Below are 25,773 nucleotides of genomic sequence, written 5' to 3' on the forward strand. Positions count from 1 at the left end.
GATGTCCCAACAAAAGACGTCTGAAGACAAGAAGAACGTGCTGTTTCTTTGTACGGGCAACTCGGCCCGCTCCATCATCGCCGAGGCGATCCTCGCGCGTGAGGGGCTCGGCCGCTTCAATTCCTACTCCGCTGGTTCCCAGCCCAAGGACGCGCCGCATCCCTTCGCGCTCGATCTGCTGAAGAAGTCCGGTCACGACGTGTCCGGCCTGCGCTCCAAGAGCTGGGACGAGTTCGCCGGCGAGGATGCACCGGAGCTCGATTTCGTCTTCACGGTCTGTGACAACGCTGCCGGCGAGACATGCCCCTATTGGCCTGGCCAGCCGATGACCGCGCACTGGGGCGTGCCGGACCCGGCGGCAGCCGAAGGCACCGAGGCCGAGAAACGTCTCGCCTTCGCCGAAACCTACCGGATGATGTTCAACCGCATCTCCATCTTCCTCAACCTGCCCATGTCCAGCATCGACGCGATGACGCTGAAGCGGCAACTGGAAACCATTGGCGCGATGGACGATGGCGTCGTTGCCCAAAACGAAAGCGGGAGCGCCGCCTGATGAGCGACACGATTGCAGACGCCCCGCAGGGCGGCATTTCATTCTTCGAGCGCAACCTGACCATGTGGGTGGCGCTGTGCATCGCCATTGGCGTGGCGCTTGGCCAGTTCCTGCCGGGCCTGTTCGAAGTTCTGGCCGGTCTCGAGGTCGCCAAGGTGAACCTCGTCGTCGCCGTGCTGATCTGGGCGATGGTCTACCCGATGATGATCGCGGTGGACCTTTCCAGCCTGCACGAAGTGCGCCGCCAGCCGCGCGGCCTGCTCGTGACGCTGGTGGTCAACTGGCTGGTGAAGCCCTTCACCATGGCTTTCCTGGGTGTGATCTTCTTCAAGGGCCTGTTTGCCCAGTGGATCCCGCCGGCAGATGCCGACAGCTACATTGCGGGCCTGATCCTGCTCGGTGCCGCGCCGTGCACGGCGATGGTCTTTGTGTGGTCGCAACTCACCCGCGGCGATGCCAACTACACGCTGGTGCAGGTCAGCGTGAACGACCTCATCATGGTGTTTGCCTATGCACCCATCGTCGCCGTGCTGCTCGGCGTGACCGATATCGCGGTGCCGTGGGAAACCCTGATCCTGTCCGTCCTGCTCTATGTCGTGGTGCCGCTGATCGCTGGCATCTTCACGCGAAACCGCCTGATGGCGCGCGGCGGCAAGGAGGCTGTCGACAGCTTCACCGCAATGCTGAAGCCGTGGTCGATCGTCGGGCTGCTTGCCACCGTCATCCTGCTGTTCGGCTTCCAGGGACAGGTAATCCTCGGCCAGCCTCTGGTGATCCTGCTTATCGCCATACCGTTGATCGTGCAGTCCTACGGGATCTTCGCGGTGGGCTACGCGGCGGCCTGGGGGCTGAAGGTTCCCTTCAAGGTGGCGGCACCTTGCGCACTCATCGGAACCTCGAACTTCTTCGAACTGGCCGTGGCCGTTGCCATCAGCCTCTTCGGGTTGAATTCCGGTGCCGCGCTGGCCACCGTGGTCGGCGTTCTGGTGGAAGTGCCGGTCATGCTGTCACTGGTCGCCTTCGCCAACCGCACCCAGCACTGGTTCGCCCGCTAGCGGCGTTCCGGGTCTCGAAAGGTCGATCCATTGCGCCCTGTCATCTGGCACAACCCGGACTGCGGCACCTCGCGCAACGTGCTGCATATCCTGCGCGAGTCGGGCGAGGAACCCGACGTTGTGCTGTACCGCGAGACGCCGCCGCCGCGTGCGGAGATCGCCCGCGTGGTCGCGGCGTCTGGAATGGCGCTGAGGGATGCCATGCGACGCAAGGGCACGCCGTTCGAAGAACTTGGCCTCGACGACGCAGCGCTTGGCGACGAGGACCTGCTCGATGCCATCGAGAAACATCCGATCCTGCTCAACCGGCCCTTCGTGCAGACGGAGCAGGGCGTCGCCCTGTGCCGTCCGGCTGAGCGGGTGTTCGATCTCGTGACCAGAGACATTCCGGCGAACCTGACGCGCACCGATGGCAGTCCTCTGGTCATCGACCGCGAAATTGCCTCCGGCGAAACCGGCCTTGCCGAAGCGCTCGCCGCCGAGTTGCTCCCGACCGGCGACCTTGCCGACACCGGCACGCGGTTCTTCGCCTACGCCACGCCGGATGGCATCCATGTCGGCTATGGCGGGTTCGAAGGCCATGGGCGCGGTGCGCTGATCCGGTCCGTCGTGATTGACAAGGCGCGGCGCGGGCAGGGGCTGGGCAAACTCGCTGTGGCGATGCTGTTGCGCAGGGCCTTCGATGCCGGTGCCCGAACCGCCTGGCTTCTGACGGAAACCGCGGCGGATTCGTTCGCGTCTTGCGGCTTCACGCCCGCCGCGCGCGATGAGGCACCGGCTGCCATCAGCGAGACCCGGCAGTTTGTCGACCTATGCCCGCAGTCGGCAACACTCATGCGCAAGATCATATCGCTGTAGCGGCCAAACCGGCTATGGGTCAGACCCATGCGCCAGCCGAAACTGCTCACGACGATACGGGACTATTCTGGACGACTGTTCCTCGCCGACCTCGCGGCGGGGACCACGGTCGCCATGGTCGCGCTGCCGCTGAGCCTTGCCATCGCGATCGCCTCGGGCGCCGATCCGGGCAAGGGGCTGGTGACGGCAATCGTCGCCGGATTCCTCATCTCGCTGCTCGGCGGAAGTCGGGTGCAGATCGGCGGACCGACCGGCGCATTCATCGTCGTCGTCTTCGGCATCATCGCCGAGCACGGCTATGACGGGCTTGTTCTGACGACCCTGATGGCTGGTTTCATTCTGCTGGTCGCCGGCTTCGTCCGGGCCGGCCGCCTGATCGCCTACGTGCCGGAGGCCGTTGTCAACGGCTTCACCATCGGCATCGCCATCGTCATCGCGACCAGCCAGCTGCCGGATTTCTTCGGGCTTTCGGTCGAGCGCGTACCGGCGGACTTCCTGGAAAAGATCCCGGTCCTGTGGGGTGCGCGCGAAAGCCTGAGCGTCCCGGCATTGGCCATCTCCTTCGTCACGCTGGTGCTGATTGTCATGCTGCGCCGGCTCGCGCCGCGCTTTCCGGGCCTGATACTGGCGGTCGGATTCGGCTCCGCCGTGGTCGCGCTCGCAAGCCTGCCGGTCGACACGCTGTTCTCACGCTTCGGCGAACTGCCCAACCACCTGCCGTGGCCGCAGTTGCCGGATGTCACCTTCACGCGGATCGTCGAACTGCTGCCGTCGGCCTTCGTCGTGGCGTTTCTCGCAGGCGTTGAATCACTTCTCTCTGCGATGGTCGCCGACCGGATGATCGAGGGGCACCATCGCCCCAACGCCGAACTGCTGGCACAGGGCGCGGCCAATATCGGCTCGGCACTGTTCGCCGGATTGCCCGCGACCGGGGCCATCGCGCGCACCGCGACCAACGTGCGGGCAGGGGGCCGGACACCCGTCGCCGGCATCATCCACGCGCTGGTCATCGCGCTGGTGATGATCGTGGCGGCACCCCTCGCGGGGTATCTCGCCATGCCTGCGCTGGCGGCGCTGCTGCTCATCACCGCGTGGAACATGAGCGAGCCGCACAAGTGGGGCGAATACGCGCGCGGGGCCCTGGGCGACAAGGTGCTGCTGGTGCTGACCCTCGTCCTCACCGTGGTGGTCGACCTGACGGTCGCCATCGGGATCGGTGTGGCGCTCGGCCTTGCGTTGCGGCTTGCCAGGACGCAGCCGGAGGAAAGCGACTGGACGCCACCGGAGAGATAGGCTTTCGTGTCGCCGCTCTCACAAGGGACCACGCCCACAACATGTACCGCGACCCGCACAAGTGGAAGGAAATGGCCGTCAAGCGGATGCCGCCTCCCGGCTGGTTCGCGCTGGCGCTCATCGCCGTCGTGCTGTGCTGGAAGCTGCTGCCGCAGGCAAACGTGTTGCCGGACTGGCTGCGCGCAATCGGCTTTTTCGAGGTGTGTCTTGGCCTTGCGCTGATGGCCGACGTGGTCATCCGCTTCTTTCGCGCCCGCACGCCGGTCCACCCGTTCCAGACCGCGAAGGTGCTGGTGACGGAGGGGATGCTGCGCTTTTCCCGAAACCCGATCTATCTCGGCTTCGCGCTCATTCTCTTCGGCGTCGCGCTCTGGCTCGGCACGTTGCCCGGCCTGCTCGCAGTGCCTGCCTTCATGTGGGCGGTGACGAGCTTTGTCATACTTGATGAAGAAGCCATGCTGGAGCGCGAATTCGGGGACGCCTACCGCGACTACAAGTCCCGCGTCCGCCGCTGGATCTAGCGCGCCGTCGCGCCCATCACGAAGGTCGGCACGGGGATCGGCTGCGGCCGCCCGACGTGCCGGTGTTCCAGCATCGCGAGCAGGTCGGCATCGCTCTGGCCATCGGGCAATTCCTCCGACCAGACCCGGAACGAGTTCATCCTGTAGTTGCCGAACGAGGTCATCATCGCGACATCGGCTGCATCGGCTCCGCGAACCATGAGAACGCGCCCGATGCGCGGCGTGTTGTAGCGCGCGTCGAACGTGTGCCACTGGCCGCCGATATAGACCTCGAACCAGGCGCAGAAATCGTCGAACCCAGTGTCCGGAACGCCGATGTCGCCGAGATAGCCGCTGGCGTAGCGCGCGGGAATGTTCATCGCGCGGCACAGCGCCACCGAGAGGTGCGCGAAGTCACGGCAGACGCCGGTCTTCTCGCCGAGCACGTCGGTCGCGGTCTTGGTCGTGCGCGCGAACTTGTAGCCGAACGTCGTGTTGTTGTGCACGAAGTCGCAAATGGCCATGACGCGGGCGCAGCCATTCGTCAGGTGACCGAACTGCTGCCACGCGAAATTGATCAGTTCGTCTGAATCGCAGTACCGGCTGGCGACGAGGTAGCGCAGGGTTTCAGGCGGCAGGTCCTCGACTGCGTGCTGAACCGCGTTCCAGGGAACGTGGTCCGGTTCGCCATCGACTTCGGCGACGCAGTCCGACCACACAGTGGTGACGCCCGGCTGGGCCACGATGCGCGAAATCTTGTTGCCATACAGGTCGATATATTGCTCGACGGTCTGGTCGCGCGAGGTGCGCACGTTGTCGGACCCGATGATCCGCCCGGCGAACTCGGTGTGGGTGGACATCGCCAGCAACATGGGAATGGCGGCCTCGCAGGAGATCTCGATTTCGTAGCCGATCCTGATATGCAAGGAAGTACCTTCTGGGCTGAGGTGCAGGGTGCCGTTGGTCTGGCCCGTGCAACATGAAACGGGGGCGGGGAGACGCGGCTCGGACAACGCGCGCAGCGCCGCTTCGTTCCCGCTTGCCGAGCTCTGATCGCAAGGAAAGCGGGGCTTTCAGGCAACCATACCCGATTGCGGCCGCTCTGGCGATGAACACGGTCCGGTAAGCACTTTTCGCTCTCTTCGGGCCGGGTCGAGCGCACAAGGCTTATACTGGCACGCGACGTCCGCATTGTTGAGGAATAGACAAATGACGAGTGAAGACGACCAGCCGGGTTCGGCACCGTGTTTTGCACACGAACTGGAACAATCCGCCGACGGCTCGTTCCACATTGTCGATCCGCAGCAGCGCGCCGACGTCATGCGTTGGCGCAAGGGCGAGCGAAAGCGGCTGCTCGATCAGCGGCTTGAAGGCACCGCCGAACACCGCCGGGAGCTTGCCGGTCGCATTGCGGAGAACCTGGAAGCCGAGTTCGGCGATGTCTCGGGCAAAACCATCAGCTTCTACTGGCCGTTGAAGGGCGAACCGGACTTGCGCCCGCTCATGGCGCACGTCATCGCGTCCGGCGGCGCATGCGCGCTGCCTGTCGTCGTGGAGCGGAACACGCCGTTGCACTTCCATTCCTGGGCGCCCGGTGAATCATTGGAAAAAGGCTTTTGGAACATTCCGGTGCCCAGGGACGTTCATGAGGTCCAGCCGGATATCGTTCTCGCGCCTGTCGTGGGATTCGATGCCGGCTGTTTTCGGCTGGGCTACGGTGGTGGCTATTTCGACCGGACGCTGGCATCGCTCACCGAGCGGCCGCGCGTGGTCGGCGTGGGTTACGCCGCTGCCCGGATCGAAACCATCTATCCCTTGCCGCACGACATCGCACTGGATGTCGTCGTCACGGAAAACGGCATCAACCGCCCAGCAAAATCCGACTGAAAAGTCGCTTCAGGATTGGCACACCGCCATGAAACTTCGCATCCGTCATTTCACCGAATACACCTACACCGGTCCGGTCGAATTCGGCACGCACCGCCTGATGTTGCGCCCGCGCGACGGGCACGACCTGCGCGTCATCGAATCGTATCTGACGCTGTCGCCCCCCGCAAAGCTCGCCTGGCACTTCGACACCTTCGGCAACTCGGTCGCTGTTGCCCAGTTCGAGCAGGAAGCCGACAAGCTGACGATCCAGTCCGACCTGCTGATCCACCGCTACCCGCAGGACGCGATCCTGTTCGGCGACCGCGACCCGATCGTGCTGCCCGTCGCCTATTCGCCCGATGACGTGGCCGACCTTGCGCCCTTCATGGGGCTAGGCAACCCCATCGAACGCGAACAACTGGAAGGCTGGCTGAACGAGCATTTCGCCGACAGGCCCAAGGAAGCCGTCGGCTTCATGCAGGCGCTGAGCCGCGCCATCAACCAGAACTTCGAATATTCGCGCCGCGACGAACTGGGCACGCAGACGGTTGCCCAGACCATCGAAAACGGTGGCGGGACTTGCCGCGACTACGCGTTCTTCTTCATGGAGGCGGTGCGCAACTTCGGCTTCGCCGCGCGCTTCGTCACAGGCTACCTCTACGACGAGGCGAGCGACGAAGGCCTCGAAGGTGGCGGTGCGACCCACGCCTGGGCCGATGTGTTCCTGCCCGAGATCGGCTGGGTGGAATTCGATCCCACCAACCGCATCACCGGCGGTGCCGCGCTGATCCGAGTCGCCACCACGCGCACCCCCGAGCAGGCTTCCCCCATCACCGGGACCTTCCACAGCAAGACGGAAAGCTTCTCCGACATGCACGTGGCAGTCACCGTCAGCCGCGTTGACGATGACTAAGGGTGCGGCGCAGCAAAAAAGTGCCTGTTCAAGAGGCGTTTAGCGCGTTGACGTGATGTGACCGGCATTGCAATCTTCGCCCACAACAAAAAACGTGGGAGGGAAGATCCATGAAGTTTGCATCCATCATCAGCGCCGCTGCGCTTGCCGTCTCGCTCGGCGTCGGTTCGGCGTCCGCCGCCGACGTCACCATGCGCATTTCGCTGCAATTGCCGCTGAAGAGCCACCTCGGCCAGAACCTCGCTCTGTTCGAGAAGGAAGTCGAAGACAAGTCCAACGGCGCAATCGACGTCGAGATCTACGACTCAGCCCAGCTCTACAAGGACAAGGAAGTGCCCGCCGCCGTCGGCTCCGGTGCCATCGAGGCCGGTGTCGCGTCGCTGACCCGTTATGTCGGCGACATCCCGGCGGTCGACGTCTTCTACATGCCGTTCCTCTTCAACACCGAGGAGAAGGTGCGCGCGGCCGTGTCGCCGGGTTCGCCCGTTCGCAGTCCCATCGACGAGGCCATCAAGGACACCGGCGCGACCGTGCTGTGGTGGCAGGCCTATGGCGGCGCCGTGCTGCTTTCCAATGGCGGCCCGCTGAAGTCGCCGGAAGACATGAAGGGCAAGAAGGCCCGCGTGTTCGGCAAGACGCTGGGTGACTTCGTCACCGCGACCGGCGGCGCGCCGACGCTCATTTCCGGCTCCGAACAGTATCTCGCCTACCAGCGCGGCACCGTCGACATCGGCATGACCGGCGTCTCGGGCGTGAAGTCCCGCAAGCTCTGGGAAGTCATGGACACCATCACCGTGACCAACCACGCCGACATCGAGTTCATCGTCGTCGTCAACACCGACTGGTGGAACGGCCTTGCCGAGGAACACCAGAAGGTCATCAGCGAGGCGGCTGTCGTTGCCGAGAACAACGTGCGCGACCGCATGACCGAGATCGAGCAGGAAGCCTATGCCGCCGCCAAGGAAAACGGCATGACGGTGTACGAGCCGAGCGAAGAAGAAATCGCCGCCTGGAAGGAAGCCGCTGCTCCGGTCTACGACGGCTACAAGGAATCCGCCGGCGAACTCGGCACCAAGATCCTCGACGCCGCCAACAGCATGTAATCGGCGCGTACCCGGGGGGCGGAGCGTGTTCGAGGCCTTTCTGGCCGCATGGCTTGGAACCGTCGCGGCGCAAGCCGCGCCGGGACCCAACCTTGTGGCCGTCGCAGCCGCTGGTCTGGGGCAGGGCAGGCGTGCCGCCCTGTTCGTTGTCCTCGGCGTGGCATCCGGCGTGCTCGTCTGGGTCACGGCGGTCGCCTTCGGCCTCGGCGCGCTCATTTCCGCGTTCCCCGGTCTACTCGTCGCCATGAAACTGCTCGGCGGCGGGTACCTGCTGTTTCTCTCCATCAAGGCCCTGCGCGCTGCCGTTCGCGGCGGGCAGGGCACGTTGAAGGCCCAATCCGGCCAAATGTCGGATATCGGTGCATGGCGCCGCGGCGCGCTGGTCGTGCTGACCAACCCAAAGGCTGCGCTGATGTGGGCAGCCGTCGCCGCATTCCTGTTCGGTCATGGGCTTGATCCGCTGCAGGTGCTGGCTTTCGCACCGGTCGGTTCGCTGTCGGCGCTTGCGGTCTACGGTGCCTATGCGCTGCTGTTTTCATCCGGGCTGGCGACGCGGGCCTATGCGCGGGCGGCCCGCTGGTTCGAAGCGCTGTTCGGTGCCGTATTCGGGGCGCTCGGCGCAACGCTTCTCGCCGACGGAGTCAGGAGCTTGCGCACGTGATTGCCTTCAGCCGATTTTCCCTGGCTCTTGCATGGGGCGCCGCCGCGCTGTTCACGCTGGCCGGCGTGATGCTGACCTACGAGGTTGTGGCCCGCTACTTCTTCACCAAGCCGACGATCTGGGCTGCCGAACTTTCACAGCTCTGCCTCATCTGGGGCTCGCTCATCGCGATGGGTTGGGCGCTGTCGAACCGCCGGCACATCCGCGTGACGGCAATCACCTCGCTGCTCGGCCACGGTCCTCAGCGCGCGCTGGAACTCTTCGCCATGGTCGCGGTCGCGCTGTTCTCGGCCATCGTCGTATGGAAGGGCTTCGACATCTTCTACGACAGCTTCGAGCGCGGCCGCACGACCGGCAGCCTGCTCAACCTGCCGTCCTGGGTGGCGGAACTGTCCGTCCCCTTCGGCTTTGCGGTGCTTTTCGTCCAGTCGCTCGTCGAGTCCGTCCGTTTGCTGCGCGGTGACTTCATTCCAGCCGACAAGGTGCCAAACGAGTGACCATCGCGCTGATCCTGATCGTCCTGTTCACGCTGCTGCTGGCCGGCATCCCCGTGGCGTTCGCGCTCGGCGGCCTTGGCCTCGGCATGCTGATCTTTGGCGGCTTCTCGCCGCTCATGGCCCCGCAGGCGCTGCTGTCGACACTCGACGGGTTCATCCTGCTCGCCGTGCCGCTGTTCCTGTTGATGTCCAACATCCTGCTGAAGGGCGGGGTGGGGCGCGACCTCTACGAGGCCGTGCAGGCATGGGTCGGCCACTGGCCCGGCGGGCTCGCGGTTGCAACCATCATTTCCTGCGGCATCTTCGCGGCGATCTCCGGCAGCTCTGTCGCGACGGCGGCCACCATCGGTACCGTGGCGATCCCCGAAATGATCTCGCGCGGCTATGAAAAGCGCTTCGTCTACGGGTTGCTGGCAGCCGGCGGCACGCTCGGCATTCTCATCCCGCCGTCGATCCCGATGATCGTCTACGGCTTCGTGACCGAGGAATCGGTGATCGCGCTGTTCCTCGCCGGGATTGGTCCGGGGCTGATGCTGGTCGCGTTCTTCATCGTGTTCTCGATGATCCACGCTCGCTTCATCGGCGGGCAGGAGGCGATCCCCAAGGCGACCTGGGACCATCGCTGGAAGGCCTCGCGCCGCGCGCTCGCACCCTTCGCGCTGTCAGCGCTCATCATCGCCGGTCTGTATGGCGGCGCATTCACCCCGACGGAGGCCGCTGCCATCGGCTTTGCCGCAGCCCTCATCATCACCGGGCTGATCCTGCGCACGCTGACATGGGAAGGCTTCAAGGAAGCCGCCTTCGAGGCGATGGCGACGACGGTCGCGATCCTGCTCATCGTGGCGGGTGCCAAGATCTTCGGCAAGGCCATCGCGCTCTACCGCATCCCGCAGGAAGTCTCGATGTTCATCGGCCAGAACATCGACACCCCGCTGCTCTTCATCATCGTGGTCGCGATCGTGCTGCTCATCATGGGCCTCGTCTTCGAGGCGCTGTCGATGGTGCTCATCATGACGCCGGTGCTGTTGCCGGCAGCCCTGCTGATGGGCTTCGACCCGATCTGGTTCGGGGTGTTCATGGTCATCATGGTTGAGTGCGCGCTCATCACCCCGCCGGTGGGCCTGAACCTCTATGTCATCCAGTCGGTGGCGCGAACGACGCTCGGCAACGTGTCCCGTGGCGTCTTGCCATTCCTGGGGCTGATGCTGTTTACCGTGGTCGTCCTCTACGTGTGGCCCGATCTCGCGCTCTACATCCCGTTCAAGTGGTGACCCCGACATGACCTCCCAGCCAGACAAGCTTCGCGCGCTCCTCAACAAGGGCGAACTGCTGACGATGCCCTGCTGCTTCGATGCCCTGTCGGCGCTGCTGATCGAGCAGGAAGGCTTCCCGCTGACCTTCATGTCGGGTTTCGCGGCATCGGCCTCGCGCATCGGCGCACCGGATACGGGGCTCATGTCCTACGGCGAAGTTGTCGAGCAGGCGCGCAACATCTGTGACGCGATTTCCATCCCCGTCATCGGCGACGGCGACACCGGCTATGGCAATGCGATGAACGTTCGGCGCACGGTGGAGGGCTTCGCACGTGCCGGCTGCGCTTCGGTGATGATCGAGGACCAGCTTGCGCCCAAGCGCTGCGGCCACACCAAGGGCAAGGAAGTCGTCGGGCGCGATGAAGCCTTCGACCGCATCCGCGCTGCCGTCGACGCGCGCAACGAGGGCACCGACATCCTCATCCTCGCGCGTACCGACGCGCGCCACGAGCACGGACTGGGCGAGGCAATCGAACGCGCGCAGACCTTCAAGGAAATCGGCGCCGACATCATCTTCATCGAGGCCCCGAAGAGCGTCGAGGAAATGCGCACCATCTGCGCGGAAGTGCCGGCCTGGCACATGGCCAATATCGTGGAAGGCGGCGAGACGCCGGACCTTTCCCCGGCAGAGTTGCAGGATATCGGCTTCGCCATTGCGGCCTATCCGCTCTCGCTCATGGCAGCCGCGATGCAGGCCATGACCGGTGTGCTCGGCGCGCTGCGCGACGGTGACCGCCAGTTGCGCCAGTCCGCGCTGATGGACTTCGGCGAATTGCGCCGCCGCGTCGGGTTCGAGGATTACTACGAGCAGTCGGCCCGCTACCGCAGCTCCGCGCGAGACTAAGCGAAGACCACATACCCAAAAATTATTTCAATGTTGCCGGCTGACATGCCTCGCACGCTTCAGTCTGCAGGCGTCCAGTTGCGTCAATTTGGGCATCGAAACAGACGGTTGCAGGTGGCGGTTGCAAGCCGATCCGCGATAAACCGCGAATGCGGCAATCCGAAAAAGCCGTTCATGAGCGGATAAATAAAAATAGCATTCAATACATAAAAAAGACGTATACAAATGGCGGTTTCTAGAAAAATAACTGATCTGTTGAATAACAGGGAAATAGATATTATAGACAAGTGCGGCCTGATTGTTTGAGCACGCTCTTCCCGTTGGCCATTTCGAAAGATTCCCTGTTATTCGCTGTTACAGGAATATTTCAGAACCATGCTGGCGTAGCGGAGTAAATTTACCTCGCCGAGAATGTTAGCATCGGTCCACTAGCAATCCAATCGGCGAATTGGTTGACGCGCAGGAGGTACGGCAAAATGAGCAGTCGTGGTTCAGGGCGAGCACCGAACGGTGACACCGACGCTGTCGGTTATGGCAAGCCCCCAAAGCACGCCCAGTTTCGCAAGGGTCAGTCAGGCAATCCGAAGGGGCGGCCGCGGAAACGACGCACGCCGCTCGAGCCGTTGGCCAATTCCCTTCAAGAAGCGATCTTGCGAGAAGCCAGCCGTATTGTCGGGGAGCGAGTTGACGGTGAATGGCAGTATCGGACGGTTACTCAGTCGGTTGTGCGAGCTGTAGCTGACGCTGCAGCTCAGGGTGATGGCAAGTCTCAAAAACTGTTCTTGGAGATGGTTGCGAGTGCAGAAGCGGTTCAGCAGCAATCCAAGCAAGCCATGTTTGAAGAGGCTGTGAAATACAAACAGGAATGGGAAGCGGAAATCCGACGCCGAGAGCGCGCAGGCATCAAACTGCCAAACATCGATCCCCATCCGGACGATATTGAGTTAGATTATTTGAACGGGAGGGTCTCGATCAAAGGTCAGGCGATGAACTAACAATGAGTAATTCGACGCCTTCTTTTGAATTGGTTGATACGAATTTCACGTTGTGACGATTGAACGCTTGAATGATCAATTCAAGCGTGCGGATGCCGGTATTCGACGTATCACCGGAAGCTTCAATTCTCCGGATTGTCACCACGCCGAGGCCGGCTTCGTCGGCTAGGTCGCTTTGAGTCCATCCCAGCAGCGCTCGTGCCGCCTTCATCTGCCTCGGCGAGATCAAACGTCCGTATCCCTTGACGATATCAAAAATATCATAAATGGTATTAATGATATCTTTTTCGTTGATGGAGGCGTCCCATGCATATCAAACCGTCCCTGGCTCATTATGAGCGCTTACGTGAGCTTCTCATCGAAGCTCACCCCGAGCTTGACGCCCTGACGTTGGAAAACACGCTCGAAGGTTTGACGAGCCTTCACGAGGTTCTCGAAGCGGTCGTGCGTCAAGCCCTTGATGATGAAGCGATTTGCGATGCATTGAAAGGCCGCATCTCTGACGCGCAAGACCGCCTCTCACGCATCCAAGCGCGCGCTCGCAAGAAGCGCGAAGCGGTCCGCAATGCCATGCTTGAGGCGGATATCTCGTCAATCAACGCGGCCGACTTCACTGCATCCCTTCGAGCGGGCTCCAAATCTCTTGTGGTGAAAGATGAAGCCGCAATCCCTGGAGAGTTTTTCGATCCACAAGCGCCCAAGCTCAATAGGGGTCGGCTCTCGAGCGAGCTGAAACGAGGCGGGACGGTGGCAGGCGCCACGCTCTCGAATGGCGAGCCGTCTTTGAGCGTGAGGGTCCGCTAACATGTTTACTGACAAGCAGCTGAGACAATTGAACCGACGGCCGCCCAAAGCCGCTATTCGAACACGCAAGGTGCGCGGCAAGGACCTTGCCTATCTTGAAGGCCACTACGCGATTAGCCTAGCCAACAAGATATTTGGCTCCGGCTCCTGGTCCAGAGAGACGATCGAAGCAAATTGTATTCGTTCATCAAACGGGACGCAGGAACCTTTTGCAGTCTATTCGGTACGTGTCCGCGTCATCGTTTCCAGCGGAATTGTGGTCCGTGATGGCTATGGCATTGGCGAGGGGCGAGGAGGAACCCTCGCTGAAGCACATGAAATTGCTCTGAAGGGTGCTGAGACAGATGCCACGAAGCGAGCGCTTGCAACCTTCGGCAGGGCCTTCGGCTTGGATCTGAGGGCAGACGATGCGTCCCACCGATCGATTGTAGACAAGCCCGGCGATAATCCACGCAACACGAGCGCGACCCGGCTGACAACTAAAGTGGCCACCACGCATACAGTCAACTCACAGTCCCAGCAGCCTCGGCAGCCCACCAAACTTCAGCGTATTCGATCGAAGTCACACCTGCATTATGTGCGCGCTCAACCATGCCTTGTGTGCGGTGCGAGCCCAAGCGACCCGCATCATCTCAATTTTGCGCAACCACGGGCGATGGGTATGAAGGCTGGAGACAATTTCACCGTTCCGCTGTGCCGGACGCACCACAGTGAATTGCACAATTCAGGAGGCGAGCGGCAGTGGTGGGAAACCCGAAACCTGGACCCGCTGGTTGAGGCGAAACGGTTATGGCATGAAAGCCAGCGCGCCGATCGGATGGTTTGACATTGAGCAAGAAGCGTTATCGAGCGATGAAGGTCGATGCGTACCTGTGTTTGCGGTTTGCCTTGATCCTGAGCATCGTGAGCCTGGTAAATTCATGCGCGGAAAGCTAGTCATCGGGCGGTTTGGCTGTTTTGCCGATGGTCTAAGAAAGTCCTAAGTGGAGCAGATATGTCGAGCTCGACAACAGAGCCAGACCTGCAAAGCCAAGGGGAGGAACCAGTAGGTTCTTTCTCGCGGCCCAAGCTCTGCATATTCGTGCATGTGCATTACCTTGATGTTTGGGACTACATAGCATCGACAATCTCGGACAATGTGCAGACGCCCTTCGACCTTGTGGTGACAACCACTCAGGCTGCTGCGCAAGTCACGCCACCCAGATCAGACAATTTGCAGAACTTCGCGGTCCATGAGGTTGAAAACAGAGGGCGAGATATATTGCCTTTCTTAGAGGCTCTCGAGATGTCCCAGCCCTTCGACATTGGACTGAAGCTGCACACCAAGAAATCCACCCACCGCCAAGATGGCGCGGAGTGGGGCAGGGCGATGATAGGATCGCTTGTGGGTAAGCGTGAAACCGTGGATGAAGTGATGCGAGCGATGCAGGCAAATCCACATGTGGGAATGATTCCTGCCGAAGGAATGATGCTTCGTCTGGGCTATCGCGTCGGTGCGAACAAGCCCTTGATGCGTGAAATCTTGAATGCCTTGTCTATCAAATTACCCGCCGGTGCAATCCGTGAGGGGTGGATGGCAGCAGGCTCAATGTTCTGGTTTCGCCCGCAGGCCATTTCAGGACTGCTAACGCCCGAGACGCAAGAGATGTTTCCTCCCGAGCAGGCACAGCTCGACGGCACTGCCGCGCACGCCTACGAGCGCCTTTTTACGCTTGTCGGCGCGAAGCGGGGATACACCGCATTCCCGATTGACCGGCTGGAAGAGTTTCGTGATAAGAGCGATCAGAGCCTGATCGATGTGCGTTTGGAGAAGACCGCAGTGGGGGGTAGTCCGTTTGTGGCCGAGCCGGTCCCGGCAGCCGCATTCCTGGCAAAATGGGTGCCGGCAATCACGGAGTTCTACTACGGTTTGCCCAAGCCGATCCGCAGATACAGCGACCTATGGCTGAAGGCCCGGTAAGGTCTGGTACTACACGTGAAATACTTAGCGGTTGTGGACCCGATGTTGCTGATGCACTAGCAATCAGAATCGTATGAAGAACCTTGCCCGAAAAAAAAGGCAGTTCAGGACATGATTGCAAACCATTTGCAGGCACTTGTCCGGGAAGTTTTATAACTTGGCCACGAATCAGAAACGCAGGAATTTAATTGGCTGCCGGCGAGAAAAAGGAACAAGGCAAACCTGAAGGGAGCGTAACTAAGCGCCCGGAGGGTCAAGCTCGTCCCGTCGCGAAACCAGAAGCGCAGAAACGAACCTGTCTGCTTGTCCTCGGTATGCACAGATCGGGAACGAGTGCGTTGACCCGTGTCCTCAGCTTGATGGGCGCAGTTTTGCCAGAGAATCTTCTTGGCGCCGACTCGAGCAACGCTACTGGCCATTGGGAGCCGCAGAAGCTGGTTTCCCTGCACGACCGGATGCTGAATGAAGCCGGCAGTTCCTGGGACGACTGGCGCGATCTCGATCTCGAAAGCAGCCTCTCGCGAGAGAGCCTCGACGGCTTCAAGGCCGAAATCCGTCGGACCATAGAGGAAGAGTATGGCGACGCCTCGCTCTTCGTAATCAAGGATCCGCGCATCTGCCGCTTTCCCGGGCTCTATTTCGAGATCCTCGCGGCGATGGGGGTTGCGGTCCACCCCATCCTGATGTTGCGCAACCCGCTCGCCGTCGCCGCATCGCTGAGCGCCCGCAACGAGATCAAGGGCGCCCAGGGCTGGCTCTACTGGCTGCGCCACGTGCTCGACGCCGAAGCCGCGAGCCGGACGCACAGGCGAAGCGTCGTCTTTTACGAGAACTTGCTCGACTATTGGCGTGCGGCCCTTGGCCCCCTGATAACCGCGTCGGATATCGCCTGGCCGGTCGGGGCGGAGGCGGCCATGGACGAGATTGACGCCTTTCTCTCCAAGGAACATCGCCATCACCTGTTCACTTCCGAGGAGATCAGCAGCATTCCCTCAGGCGGTCAATGGATGCACCGCGTCTGGCGCGCCTTCGAAACTATTAGATCGGATCCCGCGAAGGCGACGGCTGAACTCGACGCAGTCAACCTTCAGTTCACCCAGGCGGTGGATCTATTCTCCGAGGCGCTTGCTGCGGAAAGGGCGGAACGGGAAAGAGCCCAGGCGGAACGGGCGGAAATTGCAGCGGGGCGGGACGAGGCTCAAGCAGAGGTCGAGCGGGTGAAGGGGGAATGCGCCGACAAAATTCACTCTCTTCAAAGCCGTCACGAAGAGAAGCTCTCGGCCGAAATAATGTCTCATTCCGAAAATGTACGTTCTTTGCACCATGCCTACCGATCATCGACGAGTTGGCGAATTACCTTGCCTCTAAGAGCGATCAGGCGCTCCGGCCGGAAAGCATTTCGGTTGGAAATTCCAATCCATACGCTTTCAATGCTCACCCGAGCTCCGTTGAAATTGGTTGACCTTGCAAACGCGGTCATTCAACGGATTCGATTGCTTGGCTTCCGCCGCGCGGTCGTAGTAGCCAAGACAGTTCTTGTGAGGGAAGGAGTCCGCGGCTTTTTAAGTCGTCTAATCAGACTTCAGGATGAAGGTCTTAACGGCAGATTTTTGCGCCCGGGACCCTCGGATTTGCTTGATGAACGCCGGAGATTTCTAGGTTTGGAAAACCTATTCAACCGGCCCCACGCAAAACCCAGTGTCGCACGCGTCGTTATACTCAGCGAAACACAGCTGCCTCAGTGTCATCACTACAGAGTGCGCCAAAAAATTGATGCATTGCGATCTTTCGGGGTCGAGGCTGTATCTTGTGAACCAGGAGATCTTTATAATAGTATCAATGCGATACAGTATGCCTCGGCAGTGATTGCATATCGGCTACCGAATCATGAACTATTTCAACTGCATCTCGACGAAGCACGCAGATTAGGTATTCCCTTTGGGTATGATGTCGATGATCCCGTCTTCGATGAAAAGACGTTGGGAGCGAACGCTAGCTTGGCGCAACTGGACTCTTTCATCCGCGACGGTCAACTGCGAGATGCTGTGAACTTTCGACAAGCGATCCGCGCCTGTGATTTTTGCATTGGTAGCACACCGGCATTGGTCGATCTGTTGATAGATACCGTAGGATTAAAGCACGATAAGGTCTTTCTCTGGCGAAATGGCGTGGACGCCGCGACGCTCAAGAAAGGCAGAAAGCTAATCGAACGGCGAAACGACAATGGCAAAAAAATCGTTATCGGTTACTTTTCAGGATCCTTGGCTCACAATGCCGATTTTGACGTACTGCGTCCCTCACTATTCGCGTTGATGCAAGCCAACCCCTCGGTGCATTTGCTAGTAGGTGGCTACCTTGGGGAAATTGGAGAATTTCAATTTATTGGCGACCGCGTCGAACAATATCCCTATCTCGACTACAACCACTATCTTGAGCGCGTTGCGAAATGCGATCTAGTGCTCATTCCTCTTCGCGATGATATTTTCAATAGAAACAAGAGCGTCGTTCGGTTCTTGGATGCCGCAGCAGTGGGCAAGCCAGTGGCGGCATCGGCCGTGGGGGATTTTGTTGATATTATTCGCGAAGGCGAGACCGGCTTTTTGGTAAATAATGATCAATGGAGCGAAAGACTTGGAGTTCTGCTGTCCGACCGGAAACTGCTTAGAGAAGTAGGCAAACACGCGAGAGATTACGTTGAAACAAATTTCTCGGCTGATCTAATGTGTGGCAACCTTGATGCAACCTTGCTCAGGCATTTCGGAGCGGTTAATTGCGCCTCCTGATTGTGAACGTCCATTTCGAGCCTTTTTCCTTCGGGGGCGCTACGATAGTTGCAGAGGAGATGGCGCGCCGTCTTTGCCAGGACTACGATTTCATGGTTTTTGCCGCGTCACTTAGGCTGGGACATTTGCCTTGCAACAGTGTGGTTCGCCACACCACCAGCTTTGGTGTGGAAACATTCAACATCGGAGTAAGTTCTGATTATACCTATCAGCGTAAGTACCGGAATGATGAGCTAAAGAGCGAGTTCGATCGCGTTGTTGAATACTGCCAACCAGATATAGTTCACGTTCATTGCATTCAGTACATTGGAGCCGCCTTTTTCGACCTCTTGAGTTCGCGATCAATTCCATTTGTGGTAACCGTCCATGATCACTGGTGGAATTGCGATCGTCAGTTCATGGTTGATGTATCCGGCCAATATTGTGGACAGAAGGCGATTGATCTCGATGTGTGCGTCTCGCGCTGTATGGGCGAACGCGCAGTGATGAAACGCCGCCTAGACTATCTGTACAATCAGATCCACAAGGCGGCGCTTATTCTGACGCCGAGCGAGTTTATGCGTCGTTTCCTTCAGGACAATGGGTTTGACCACGCCAAGCTCGTTGTCAACAAGAATGGCGTGCTCCCACCAACACAGTTTGGTGGAAAACGAAAGTCAGAACACGAGCCGTTTGTCTTCGGTTATGTAGGCGGCCCTGGCCATCTAAAGGGCTGGAACCAAATCGTGGAAGCCTCCCGCGAGTTGGATGAGGACCTAGCCGATCTATTCCTAATCCGTGCGGTCGATGCAGGTTCACTTGTAGGCGCAAGTTGGAAGAACGAATTCCTGGCGTCGTCAAAAGGGGCGCCCATCGAAGTGGTTCAGCCCTACAGCCAGAGGACGATTGACGAGACTTTTGCTGGTTTCGATGCGCTGCTCATGCCCTCGAACTGTCGGGAGTCGTTCGGCTTGACGGCAAGAGAGGCCTCAATTCGTGATATCTGGGTCATTGCCAGCGACGCTGGAGGGCTGGCGGAGGATATCGTTGATGGAGAAAACGGCCAGATCCTGTCGTTCCCCCCATCGTCTGCCGATCTGGCGCAAGCGATGGCCGAAGCGATCAGAAGAGCCCCGTATTGTGAAATGCCCCACAAGGAACGGATCGTAACGCTGGACGATCAAGCTGCCGAACTGGCGGGATTGTTGCGCAAGGTGATCCAGGGGGCTGCTTGACATGGGATCCATCGATCCTCGACCAGGATATCCGATAGTTTCGCGTTTTGCTGCTATCGCTCTGTTTTTCGGGACGCTTCTTGTCTTCTTTGTGCCACCGATCCAGCCACCTGATGAAGATTCGCATTTCACGAAGACCATGACGTTATGGCTGGGAGGAAAAACTGACAAAACTCTCGTGCCGAAGAGCCTTCTTGCTTGGGTCGACTCGCATCGGTACCTCAACGGAAACGCGATGGAGCGCTACTCCTACAAAGTTTGGTATGAAGACTCACACCTCAATCGCATCGTAACGGAGCCGCGAGTTCACCATAAGTATAGCGGCCAGAACATTTCCCCTCTGATGTACGCACCGTCATTGACCGGAGTGGCGGTCGGTCGTCTTCTCTATCTCGGCAGCCCCTTGTTCAATTATCCGGCCGCACTTTATTTCGGGCGTTTGGGAAACCTGTTATTCTACGTTGGCGGCGTCTGCCTTGTGCTTCTTCTTACGCCAGCCTTTCGCGTCTCCATAGCTTTTCTTGCGCTCACTCCGGTGAGCCTTCATGTGGCCGCGGCGGTGCATTATGACGCTTTGACACTGGTGCCGGGCCTTCTACTATTGGCGGTCTTTTTGCGACGCACCTACGCGCCTTCTGGCGACGACCGTTTTTGGGTCTCGATTATATGCCTTTGCCTCTTGTTGTTGGCGAACGGTAAGGTGGTCTATCTGCCTCTCGCGCTCCCGGTTGTTCTTCTGTTGAACTGGAGGAGGGTCGGAGCGACCGCGCGTTGTGTGGCTTGTATGGCCCTGTCGGTCATCGTTGGTGCCCTGCTGAATCCGCAATTCCATTCGGTTGGCGGGGCAGAAGGCGATGTTGTGAAGGAACAGGTTCTTTACGCGGCATCCCACCCGCTCGCCTTCGCTCAAACGATCATAAGCAGTCTGGAAAGATTCGGCGATTTTTACGCTGTGTCCGCTTTCGGTGTGCTTGGTTCGCTCGATACTAATTTCAGCTTGCCAATCGTTGTCCTGATAACAGTTTCCACCATTGCGATCTTTTTGGTTGAAGCGGTTTGCAACAGGTATCACACACCGTTGACCATGAGGGCTGCCTTCGTCGCGGCTTCCGTTCTCAGTGTAGTTGGTTTTATGGGCGCGACGTACGCGATCTGGACATCTCGATCGGTAGGGGTGGGGGGCTCGTATGTGGATGGTGTGCAGGGGCGATATTTCCTACCAATCTTGCCCTTCATCCTCATCGCCTTGATGCCGCGTTTCGGCCGGCCGCGTTTTGCGCCAAAGATCGCTCCAGGGGTCTTTTTCATTGCAACAATTTTCCTGACGCAGACGATACTTGTCGTGTTTTTGCGTTTCTGGATATAGCCGCATTATTCAACTCGGTTTGGATGGAATTCTGCGCGAAACTGCTGCTGTTTCATTATTGGCGAGGCCGACGGGTAAGAACCCCGGAACTTTTTCAGGAGTTGACTTATGGTTAACCAACAGGGATGGGCGGATCGCAGTCGTAGTTCCCAGTTTTAGGGTTCGAAAACACATCCTTGATGTACTTTCAGAAATGCCCGCTATCGTATCCCGTATCTATGTGGTTGACGATGCTTGTCCGCTTGAAACCGGAAAGTTCGTCGAAGAAAAATGCAGCGATGATCGCGTCCGCGTAATTTACCATGAGAAGAATCAGGGCGTCGGAGGTGCGGTGCTGACCGGCTATCTCACTGCGATTGAGGAGGGCATGCAGGTTATCGTCAAGATCGATGGCGATGGTCAGATGGATCCCTTGCTAATTCCGCAGTTTGTCAATCCCATCCTGGCCGGAGAGGCTGATTATACCAAGGGAAACCGGTTTTTCGAACTCGAACGCGTCAGCTCAATGCCGCGGGTGAGGCTGTTCGGCAACGCAATGTTATCATTCATGACTAAGCTTTCGTCAGGGTATTGGGACATATTCGATCCTGCCAATGGCTACACGGCGATCCATGCGAAAGTCGCCCAACAGCTCCCTTTTTTAAAAATTAGTCGTCGATACTTCTTTGAGACGGATTTGCTGTTTAGAATAAACACGCTGCGTGCGGTTGTTTTTGATATTCCAATGACGGCTCTCTACAAAGATGAAGAGAGCAACTTGAAAGTATCCCACATCGTTGGGGAGTTCATGTTCAAGCACTTACGGAACATGTTCAAGAGAATATTGTACAGTTACTACCTGCGAGATTTTTCGGTTGCCTCGATCCAATTGCCGTTGGGTATCGCGATGTTCGTGTTCGGTGTGATCTTCGGGACGTACAAATGGATACAGTCTGCCAACGCCGACGTGCCAACACCCGCCGGAACCGTCATGCTAGCCGCAATGCCATTGATCATGGGGTTACAGCTTTTGCTTGCCTTTCTATCGCACGACGTCAGTGCCGTTCCAAGGCGACCAATTCATAAAACCCTCCATGGCAGGGCATAACGTTTGAAGGAAGTGGCTTCCCAATTTGCGATCTATGTCATGATCGGAGTCATCAGTGCGCTGCTCGACATTGCTGTGATGCAGATACTCTTGCTGGCTGGGATCAATTATCTGGTGGCCACGACCATCGCCTTTGCGCTAAGCGTTATTGTCAATTTTTCTCTCCATTCAAAGTATACCTTCTCGTTAGGCATAGCCTACAGACATCTTTGGAAGTACTTGATTCTCGTGGTTCTCAATTATCTCGTCACGGTTTTGATCGTGGCGACGTTTGAACACACGCTGGCATCTCCAATGATAGGCAAATTAATTTCACTGCCGGTAATAGCTGTAATCGGGTTCACGGTTTCTCGATTCTGGGTATTCAGGCAGCGGTAGCTTGAAAAAGGCTTGTGACGGATCAGAAAGGCGATTGTTTTGAAACAGTGAAATAATTTTCTGAGCAAATCATCGAATCTATATCGGCCACCTTGCTCGTACAGCACAGCACCTCTCAATGGACGTTCTCGAAGTTACGCGGCTTCACGCGGGTGAATTTGATTTGTGCTATTGGTCAAATGATGTGCGGTTAAAAGAGGAAGCAGATAAGCAATATCCTTGTCAGGATCAGCTGATTGACGAAGAAACTGAGGATTAAGACCGCTGTCAGCCCGACCAGAAGCTTCGGCGTGACCACGAGGTTTTCCCATAGTTTGCGCGGGGGCTGCATTTGTAGTCTGTCCCAGAAGCGCACCGTGAATCGCCAAGATTCAGCTTGATACGAGACTGTCTATATCGCGCCACCCGTATTCCATTTCCGAATGAACGGCGTTAGTGGGGGGGGGCGTGCGAATGCGCCTTTCCGGCTCGTATCCGAAGCAATGACATTGAGGTGGTTTGAATATGTGTATCTCGAACCGGCAGAGAGTGATGGTGACCGGGGGCGCTGGCTTTCTCGGATCGCACCTGTGCGAGAGGCTGCTTGCCGCCGGCTGCGATGTCCTGTGCGTCGATAAATTTTACAGCGGCAACAAGGACAACATCGCTCATCGGCTGAACAACCCGTATTTCGAATTGATCCGCCATGACGTGACCTTCCCGCTCTATGTGGAGGTCGGCCAGATCTACAATCTGGCGTGCCCGGCGTCTCCGATCCATTACCAGTGCGATCCTGTCCAGACCACCAAGACGAGCGTGCATGGTGCAATCAACATGCTGGGCCTGGCGAAACGGGTGAAGGCGCGGGTGCTGCAGGCGTCCACGTCCGAGATCTACGGCGATCCGGCCGTTCAGCCGCAGCCGGAAAGCTACGTCAGCACGGCCGGTGTCCGCGCCTGCTACGACGAGGGAAAGCGTTGCCCGGAAACCCTGTTTTTCGATTACCGCCGCCAGCACGGTCTGGAGATCAAGGCGCGTGCGCATCTTCAACACCTACGGCCCGCGCATGCATCCCAATGACGGACGCGTCGTGTCCACCTTCATCGTTCAGGTGCTGCGCGGCGAGGACATCACCTTGTTCGGCGACGGCAGCCAGACGCGCGCCTTCTGCTATGTCGACGACCTGATCGACGGGATGATGCGGATGATGAATACCGGCAGCGACGTCACCGGGCCGGTCAATCTCGGCAATCCGGGCGAGTTCACCATGCGCCAGCTGGCCGATCTCGTCATCGAGATGACGGGTTCGAAGTCGAAGATCGTCAACATGCCGCTGCCGCAGGACGATCCCAAACAACGCCGCCCCGACATAGCGCTTGCAAAGTCTATGCTCGATTGGGAGCCGGCTGTCGCGCTCCGCGACGGTCTCGTGAAGACGATCGACCATTTCGACCGGCTCTTGAAAAATGATATGCAAAAGGCTTAGGGCGGAAAGGCATTTATGAAAGCGTTCTCAAAGCAGGGAGCGAACCGTTGGGCACTTGCCCTGCCTATGATCCGCCGCGAGGTTATCGGGCGTTACCGCGGTTCGCTGCTCGGCATCTTGTGGTCGCTGCTCACGCCGTTGCTGATGCTCGCTGTCTACACCTTCGTGTTCGGGACAATTTTCAAGGCGCGATGGGCCGGGGCCAGCGAAGACGCGTCTGTCGCGGAGTTCGCGGTCATCCTGTTTTCAGGACTGATCAGTTTTCAGCTTTTCGCGGAGGTGATCGGGCGTGCGCCGGGGCTCATTCTGTCGAACCAGAACTACGTCAAGAAGGTCGTCTTCCCGCTTGAAGTGCTGATCCCCGTCGCTCTGGGCTCGGCGCTGTTCCACGCTGCGGTCAGCTACGCCATCCTGCTTGTTTTCATTCAGAAGATCCACGGAATTCCCTGGACTGCGCTGCTGCTGCCGCTCGTCATCGCACCATTCTGCTTGCTGATACTCGGTCTTTCCTGGTTCCTCGCATCCATCGGCACCTTCGTTCGCGACATCGGTCAATTCGTGGGCACCGTCGTCACGGCGTTGTTGTTCCTGTCGCCGGTGTTCTACCCGATTTCCGCGTTGCCTGCCTGGCTGCAGCCCTGGTTGATGATGAATCCTGCAGCCCTGCCTGTGACGCTGTCCCGCGAGGTGCTGATTTTCGGAAAGCCGCCTGACTTCTCGGCGCTCGGGCTGTACACCCTAATAGCAGCTGCCATCGCCGGGCTCGGTTACCTGTGGTTCCAGAAGACACGCAAGGGGTTTGCCGATGTCCTCTGATATCGCCATCAGCGTGCGCGGCGTCTCGAAGCATTATCTGATGTTCGAGCGTCCCGAAGACCGTCTCAAACAGATGGTCGTGCCGCGGTTGCAACGCGCGATGGGAATAGAGCTGAAGCGCTATTTTCAGGATTTTGCCGCGCTTCAGAATATTTCATTCGAAATAAAGCGCGGTGAGACGGTCGGCATCATCGGGCGCAATGGTTGCGGCAAGTCAACACTCCTGCAAATCGTCTGCGGAACATTGCAGCCGACGTCTGGAACGGTTGAGGTAAACGGGCGCATTGCAGCGCTTCTGGAACTGGGCGCCGGCTTCAACCCGGAATTCACCGGCCGGGAGAATGTATACATGAACGCGGCGATCCTCGGCATGTCACGCGAGGAAACCGACGAGCGTTTCGACGACATCGCCCGCTTTGCAGACATTGGCATATTCATCGATCAGCCAGTGAAGACTTTCTCCTCTGGCATGTATGTGCGTCTGGCTTTCGCTGTCGCGATCAATGTCGATCCGGATATACTTGTAGTCGACGAAGCTCTGGCTGTGGGGGACGAGGCGTTTCAGCGCAAGTGCTTCGCGCGCATCGAGGACATAAGGGCGAATGGCGGCACCATTCTCTTCGTCTCCCATGGTGCGCAGACCATCTTACAGCTGTGCGACCATGCGATACTGCTGGACCGTGGCGAAAAGATCCTTGAAGGCCGACCGAAAACGGTGGTCAATCAGTATCAGCGCTTCATCAACCTGTCGGATGAGGAAGCCGGTTCTATCCGCGATGAAATCAAGGCAATGGACGGCTGGGCGTCGGCTCCCCCTGCGAATAATGCCGAGGTGGCCGGCGAAGGGGATGCGGGGACCAACGCAACTGCCTTGCCCGGGCCCACCGAAACGGATGGCCGGATGCAGGTGAACGACGGCAGCTGGTATGATCCCAACCTGAAATCCGACAGCCGTGTGGAATACGAAAGCAAGGGCGCGCGCATACGTGATGTTCAGATCACCACTACCGATGGGAGGCGGGTGAATGTATTGTGCTCAGGCGGCGCTTATCAGGTGAGCTATGTCGTCGAATTCGAGGAGACCACAACTAACTGCCTTTTCGGGATGCAAGTCAAGGCGCTAACCGGTATGCAATTGGCGGGCGCAAACAACGCTACGGCCACAACGGTGCCCCGCCCTGACATGAGCCGCGGCGATCAGGTCGCAGTTACCTTTCGCTTTGCATGCCGATTCCTTCCTGGAACTTACGCCATGGATGTTGGCGTTATGGGCACGAGAGGTGGTGAAACCGATTTCGTACATCGTCTGCTCGACGTTCTTATGTTCCGTGTCCAGCCAATGGAAGACACACTAGCAGTGGGGATATTTGATATTGAACCGCATCTTTTACTGCGCCGAGTGGGCGCTGATTATAAATGATAGATATTGTTTTCGGCTAAGCAAAA

25 protein-coding genes and 1 pseudogene are annotated in these 25,773 nt (G+C 58.8%); 24 read left to right on the top strand and 2 right to left on the bottom strand.

Annotation, left to right across the window (positions count from 1 at the left end):
• Position 1 precedes the first annotated feature (1 nt).
• From ACKTEK_RS04350 to ACKTEK_RS04370, 5 genes are read left to right on the top strand one after another with little or no spacing between them, the layout of a single operon-like run.
• Entirely contained in the window at positions 2 to 553 is a 552-nt protein-coding gene (locus ACKTEK_RS04350) for an arsenate reductase ArsC (RefSeq protein WP_409164018.1), read from the top strand.
• Entirely contained in the window at positions 553 to 1,608 is a 1,056-nt protein-coding gene (gene arsB / locus ACKTEK_RS04355; protein WP_409164019.1) for an ACR3 family arsenite efflux transporter, read from the top strand. The genes ACKTEK_RS04350 and arsB overlap by 1 nt, the downstream gene beginning before the upstream one ends.
• Before the next feature lie 30 nt (positions 1,609 to 1,638).
• Positions 1,639 to 2,466 carry an arsenic resistance N-acetyltransferase ArsN2 gene (arsN2, locus tag ACKTEK_RS04360; protein ID WP_409164020.1) on the top strand — a complete coding sequence of 276 codons (828 nt, stop codon included), beginning with the start codon at positions 1,639 to 1,641 and terminating at the stop codon, positions 2,464 to 2,466.
• A gap of 27 nt (positions 2,467 to 2,493) precedes the next feature.
• A complete protein-coding gene (locus ACKTEK_RS04365; protein ID WP_409164021.1) occupies positions 2,494 to 3,759 on the top strand; it encodes a SulP family inorganic anion transporter in 1,266 nt (421 codons plus the stop codon).
• A gap of 41 nt (positions 3,760 to 3,800) precedes the next feature.
• The gene (locus ACKTEK_RS04370; RefSeq protein ID WP_409164022.1) at positions 3,801 to 4,280 is read left to right on the top strand and encodes a methyltransferase family protein; all 480 of its coding nucleotides are present in this window, start codon (positions 3,801 to 3,803) and stop codon (positions 4,278 to 4,280) included.
• Here ACKTEK_RS04370 and ACKTEK_RS04375 read toward each other — a convergent pair.
• Complete coding sequence (locus tag ACKTEK_RS04375) at positions 4,277 to 5,185, bottom strand: transglutaminase-like domain-containing protein (RefSeq protein ID WP_409164023.1); 909 nt, start codon at positions 5,183 to 5,185, stop codon at positions 4,277 to 4,279. The two genes, ACKTEK_RS04370 and ACKTEK_RS04375, sit on opposite strands and share 4 nt — an antisense overlap.
• A 283-nt stretch (positions 5,186 to 5,468) precedes the next feature.
• Here ACKTEK_RS04375 and ACKTEK_RS04380 point away from each other — a divergent pair, with 283 nt between their 5' ends.
• The 8 genes from ACKTEK_RS04380 (at position 5,469) to ACKTEK_RS04415 (ending at position 12,454) form a co-directional block, all read left to right on the top strand.
• Entirely contained in the window at positions 5,469 to 6,146 is a 678-nt protein-coding gene (locus ACKTEK_RS04380) for a 5-formyltetrahydrofolate cyclo-ligase (protein WP_409164024.1), read from the top strand.
• 28 nt (positions 6,147 to 6,174) lie between these two features.
• Entirely contained in the window at positions 6,175 to 7,041 is an 867-nt protein-coding gene (locus ACKTEK_RS04385) for a transglutaminase N-terminal domain-containing protein (protein ID WP_409164025.1), read from the top strand.
• A 110-nt stretch (positions 7,042 to 7,151) separates the two neighbouring features.
• The gene (gene dctP, locus ACKTEK_RS04390; protein WP_409164026.1) at positions 7,152 to 8,144 is read left to right on the top strand and encodes a TRAP transporter substrate-binding protein DctP; all 993 of its coding nucleotides are present in this window, start codon (positions 7,152 to 7,154) and stop codon (positions 8,142 to 8,144) included.
• Between the two features lie 25 nt (positions 8,145 to 8,169).
• Complete coding sequence (locus tag ACKTEK_RS04395; protein WP_409164027.1) at positions 8,170 to 8,805, top strand: LysE family translocator; 636 nt, start codon at positions 8,170 to 8,172, stop codon at positions 8,803 to 8,805.
• On the top strand, positions 8,802 to 9,302 hold the full coding sequence (locus tag ACKTEK_RS04400; protein ID WP_409164028.1) for a TRAP transporter small permease: 501 nt from the start codon (positions 8,802 to 8,804) through the stop codon (positions 9,300 to 9,302). The genes ACKTEK_RS04395 and ACKTEK_RS04400 overlap by 4 nt, the downstream gene beginning before the upstream one ends.
• The gene (locus tag ACKTEK_RS04405; RefSeq protein ID WP_409164029.1) at positions 9,299 to 10,573 is read left to right on the top strand and encodes a TRAP transporter large permease; all 1,275 of its coding nucleotides are present in this window, start codon (positions 9,299 to 9,301) and stop codon (positions 10,571 to 10,573) included. The genes ACKTEK_RS04400 and ACKTEK_RS04405 overlap by 4 nt, the downstream gene beginning before the upstream one ends.
• A gap of 7 nt (positions 10,574 to 10,580) precedes the next feature.
• Positions 10,581 to 11,459 (top strand): oxaloacetate decarboxylase, encoded by an 879-nt coding sequence (locus ACKTEK_RS04410; RefSeq protein WP_409164030.1) that lies wholly within the window; start codon positions 10,581 to 10,583, stop codon positions 11,457 to 11,459.
• A 476-nt stretch (positions 11,460 to 11,935) separates the two neighbouring features.
• A complete protein-coding gene (locus ACKTEK_RS04415; RefSeq protein ID WP_409164031.1) occupies positions 11,936 to 12,454 on the top strand; it encodes a DUF5681 domain-containing protein in 519 nt (172 codons plus the stop codon).
• Here ACKTEK_RS04415 and ACKTEK_RS04420 read toward each other — a convergent pair.
• A complete protein-coding gene (locus tag ACKTEK_RS04420; RefSeq protein ID WP_409164032.1) occupies positions 12,432 to 12,665 on the bottom strand; it encodes a helix-turn-helix transcriptional regulator in 234 nt (77 codons plus the stop codon). The two genes, ACKTEK_RS04415 and ACKTEK_RS04420, sit on opposite strands and share 23 nt — an antisense overlap.
• Before the next feature lie 95 nt (positions 12,666 to 12,760).
• Here ACKTEK_RS04420 and ACKTEK_RS04425 point away from each other — a divergent pair, with 95 nt between their 5' ends.
• From ACKTEK_RS04425 to ACKTEK_RS04475, 11 genes and pseudogenes are all read left to right on the top strand, one after another.
• Entirely contained in the window at positions 12,761 to 13,258 is a 498-nt protein-coding gene (locus tag ACKTEK_RS04425; protein ID WP_409164033.1) for a siphovirus Gp157 family protein, read from the top strand.
• Position 13,259: 1 nt separating this feature from the next.
• Entirely contained in the window at positions 13,260 to 14,084 is an 825-nt protein-coding gene (locus tag ACKTEK_RS04430; protein ID WP_409164034.1) for a Rad52/Rad22 family DNA repair protein, read from the top strand.
• A gap of 168 nt (positions 14,085 to 14,252) precedes the next feature.
• The gene (locus ACKTEK_RS04435) at positions 14,253 to 15,218 is read left to right on the top strand and encodes a rhamnan synthesis F family protein (RefSeq protein WP_409164035.1); all 966 of its coding nucleotides are present in this window, start codon (positions 14,253 to 14,255) and stop codon (positions 15,216 to 15,218) included.
• 188 nt (positions 15,219 to 15,406) lie between these two features.
• Positions 15,407 to 18,001, top strand: coding sequence for a glycosyltransferase (locus tag ACKTEK_RS04440; protein ID WP_409164036.1), 2,595 nt, complete (start codon positions 15,407 to 15,409; stop codon positions 17,999 to 18,001).
• Entirely contained in the window at positions 17,989 to 19,215 is a 1,227-nt protein-coding gene (locus ACKTEK_RS04445) for a glycosyltransferase (protein ID WP_409164037.1), read from the top strand. The genes ACKTEK_RS04440 and ACKTEK_RS04445 overlap by 13 nt, the downstream gene beginning before the upstream one ends.
• A 1-nt stretch (position 19,216) precedes the next feature.
• Positions 19,217 to 20,581 (top strand): DUF2142 domain-containing protein, encoded by a 1,365-nt coding sequence (locus ACKTEK_RS04450; protein WP_409164038.1) that lies wholly within the window; start codon positions 19,217 to 19,219, stop codon positions 20,579 to 20,581.
• A gap of 19 nt (positions 20,582 to 20,600) precedes the next feature.
• Complete coding sequence (locus tag ACKTEK_RS04455) at positions 20,601 to 21,668, top strand: glycosyltransferase (RefSeq protein ID WP_409164039.1); 1,068 nt, start codon at positions 20,601 to 20,603, stop codon at positions 21,666 to 21,668.
• Positions 21,669 to 21,707: 39 nt separating this feature from the next.
• Positions 21,708 to 22,046, top strand: coding sequence for a GtrA family protein (locus ACKTEK_RS04460; RefSeq protein WP_409164040.1), 339 nt, complete (start codon positions 21,708 to 21,710; stop codon positions 22,044 to 22,046).
• A 504-nt stretch (positions 22,047 to 22,550) separates the two neighbouring features.
• Positions 22,551 to 23,511, top strand: a pseudogene (locus ACKTEK_RS04465) (UDP-glucuronic acid decarboxylase family protein).
• 15 nt (positions 23,512 to 23,526) lie between these two features.
• The gene (locus tag ACKTEK_RS04470) at positions 23,527 to 24,327 is read left to right on the top strand and encodes an ABC transporter permease (protein WP_409164041.1); all 801 of its coding nucleotides are present in this window, start codon (positions 23,527 to 23,529) and stop codon (positions 24,325 to 24,327) included.
• On the top strand, positions 24,317 to 25,747 hold the full coding sequence (locus ACKTEK_RS04475) for an ABC transporter ATP-binding protein (protein ID WP_409164042.1): 1,431 nt from the start codon (positions 24,317 to 24,319) through the stop codon (positions 25,745 to 25,747). Before ACKTEK_RS04470 ends, ACKTEK_RS04475 begins: the two co-directional genes overlap by 11 nt.
• Positions 25,748 to 25,773 lie beyond the last annotated feature (26 nt).

It is taken from the genome of Tepidamorphus sp. 3E244, assembly GCF_046159835.1.
Taxonomy (GTDB): domain Bacteria; phylum Pseudomonadota; class Alphaproteobacteria; order Rhizobiales; family Tepidamorphaceae; genus JACKJK01.

Excerpts from the sequence above, each read along its gene's own strand:
- ACKTEK_RS04365 (WP_409164021.1), top strand. The coding sequence starts at position 2,494 with ATGCGCCAGCCGAAACTGCTCACGACGATACGGGACTATTCTGGACGA.
- ACKTEK_RS04380 (WP_409164024.1), top strand. The coding sequence starts at position 5,469 with ATGACGAGTGAAGACGACCAGCCGGGTTCGGCACCGTGTTTTGCACAC.
- ACKTEK_RS04370 (WP_409164022.1), top strand. The coding sequence starts at position 3,801 with ATGTACCGCGACCCGCACAAGTGGAAGGAAATGGCCGTCAAGCGGATG.
- ACKTEK_RS04420 (WP_409164032.1), bottom strand. The coding sequence starts at position 12,665 with ATGAAGGCGGCACGAGCGCTGCTGGGATGGACTCAAAGCGACCTAGCC.
- ACKTEK_RS04460 (WP_409164040.1), top strand. The coding sequence starts at position 21,708 with ATGATCGGAGTCATCAGTGCGCTGCTCGACATTGCTGTGATGCAGATA.
- ACKTEK_RS04350 (WP_409164018.1), top strand. The coding sequence starts at position 2 with ATGTCCCAACAAAAGACGTCTGAAGACAAGAAGAACGTGCTGTTTCTT.
- dctP (WP_409164026.1), top strand. The coding sequence starts at position 7,152 with ATGAAGTTTGCATCCATCATCAGCGCCGCTGCGCTTGCCGTCTCGCTC.
- ACKTEK_RS04430 (WP_409164034.1), top strand. The coding sequence starts at position 13,260 with ATGTTTACTGACAAGCAGCTGAGACAATTGAACCGACGGCCGCCCAAA.
- ACKTEK_RS04435 (WP_409164035.1), top strand. The coding sequence starts at position 14,253 with ATGTCGAGCTCGACAACAGAGCCAGACCTGCAAAGCCAAGGGGAGGAA.
- arsB (WP_409164019.1), top strand. The coding sequence starts at position 553 with ATGAGCGACACGATTGCAGACGCCCCGCAGGGCGGCATTTCATTCTTC.
- ACKTEK_RS04415 (WP_409164031.1), top strand. The coding sequence starts at position 11,936 with ATGAGCAGTCGTGGTTCAGGGCGAGCACCGAACGGTGACACCGACGCT.
- ACKTEK_RS04410 (WP_409164030.1), top strand. The coding sequence starts at position 10,581 with ATGACCTCCCAGCCAGACAAGCTTCGCGCGCTCCTCAACAAGGGCGAA.
- ACKTEK_RS04425 (WP_409164033.1), top strand. The coding sequence starts at position 12,761 with ATGCATATCAAACCGTCCCTGGCTCATTATGAGCGCTTACGTGAGCTT.
- ACKTEK_RS04470 (WP_409164041.1), top strand. The coding sequence starts at position 23,527 with ATGAAAGCGTTCTCAAAGCAGGGAGCGAACCGTTGGGCACTTGCCCTG.
- ACKTEK_RS04475 (WP_409164042.1), top strand. The coding sequence starts at position 24,317 with ATGTCCTCTGATATCGCCATCAGCGTGCGCGGCGTCTCGAAGCATTAT.
- ACKTEK_RS04385 (WP_409164025.1), top strand. The coding sequence starts at position 6,175 with ATGAAACTTCGCATCCGTCATTTCACCGAATACACCTACACCGGTCCG.
- ACKTEK_RS04450 (WP_409164038.1), top strand. The coding sequence starts at position 19,217 with ATGGGATCCATCGATCCTCGACCAGGATATCCGATAGTTTCGCGTTTT.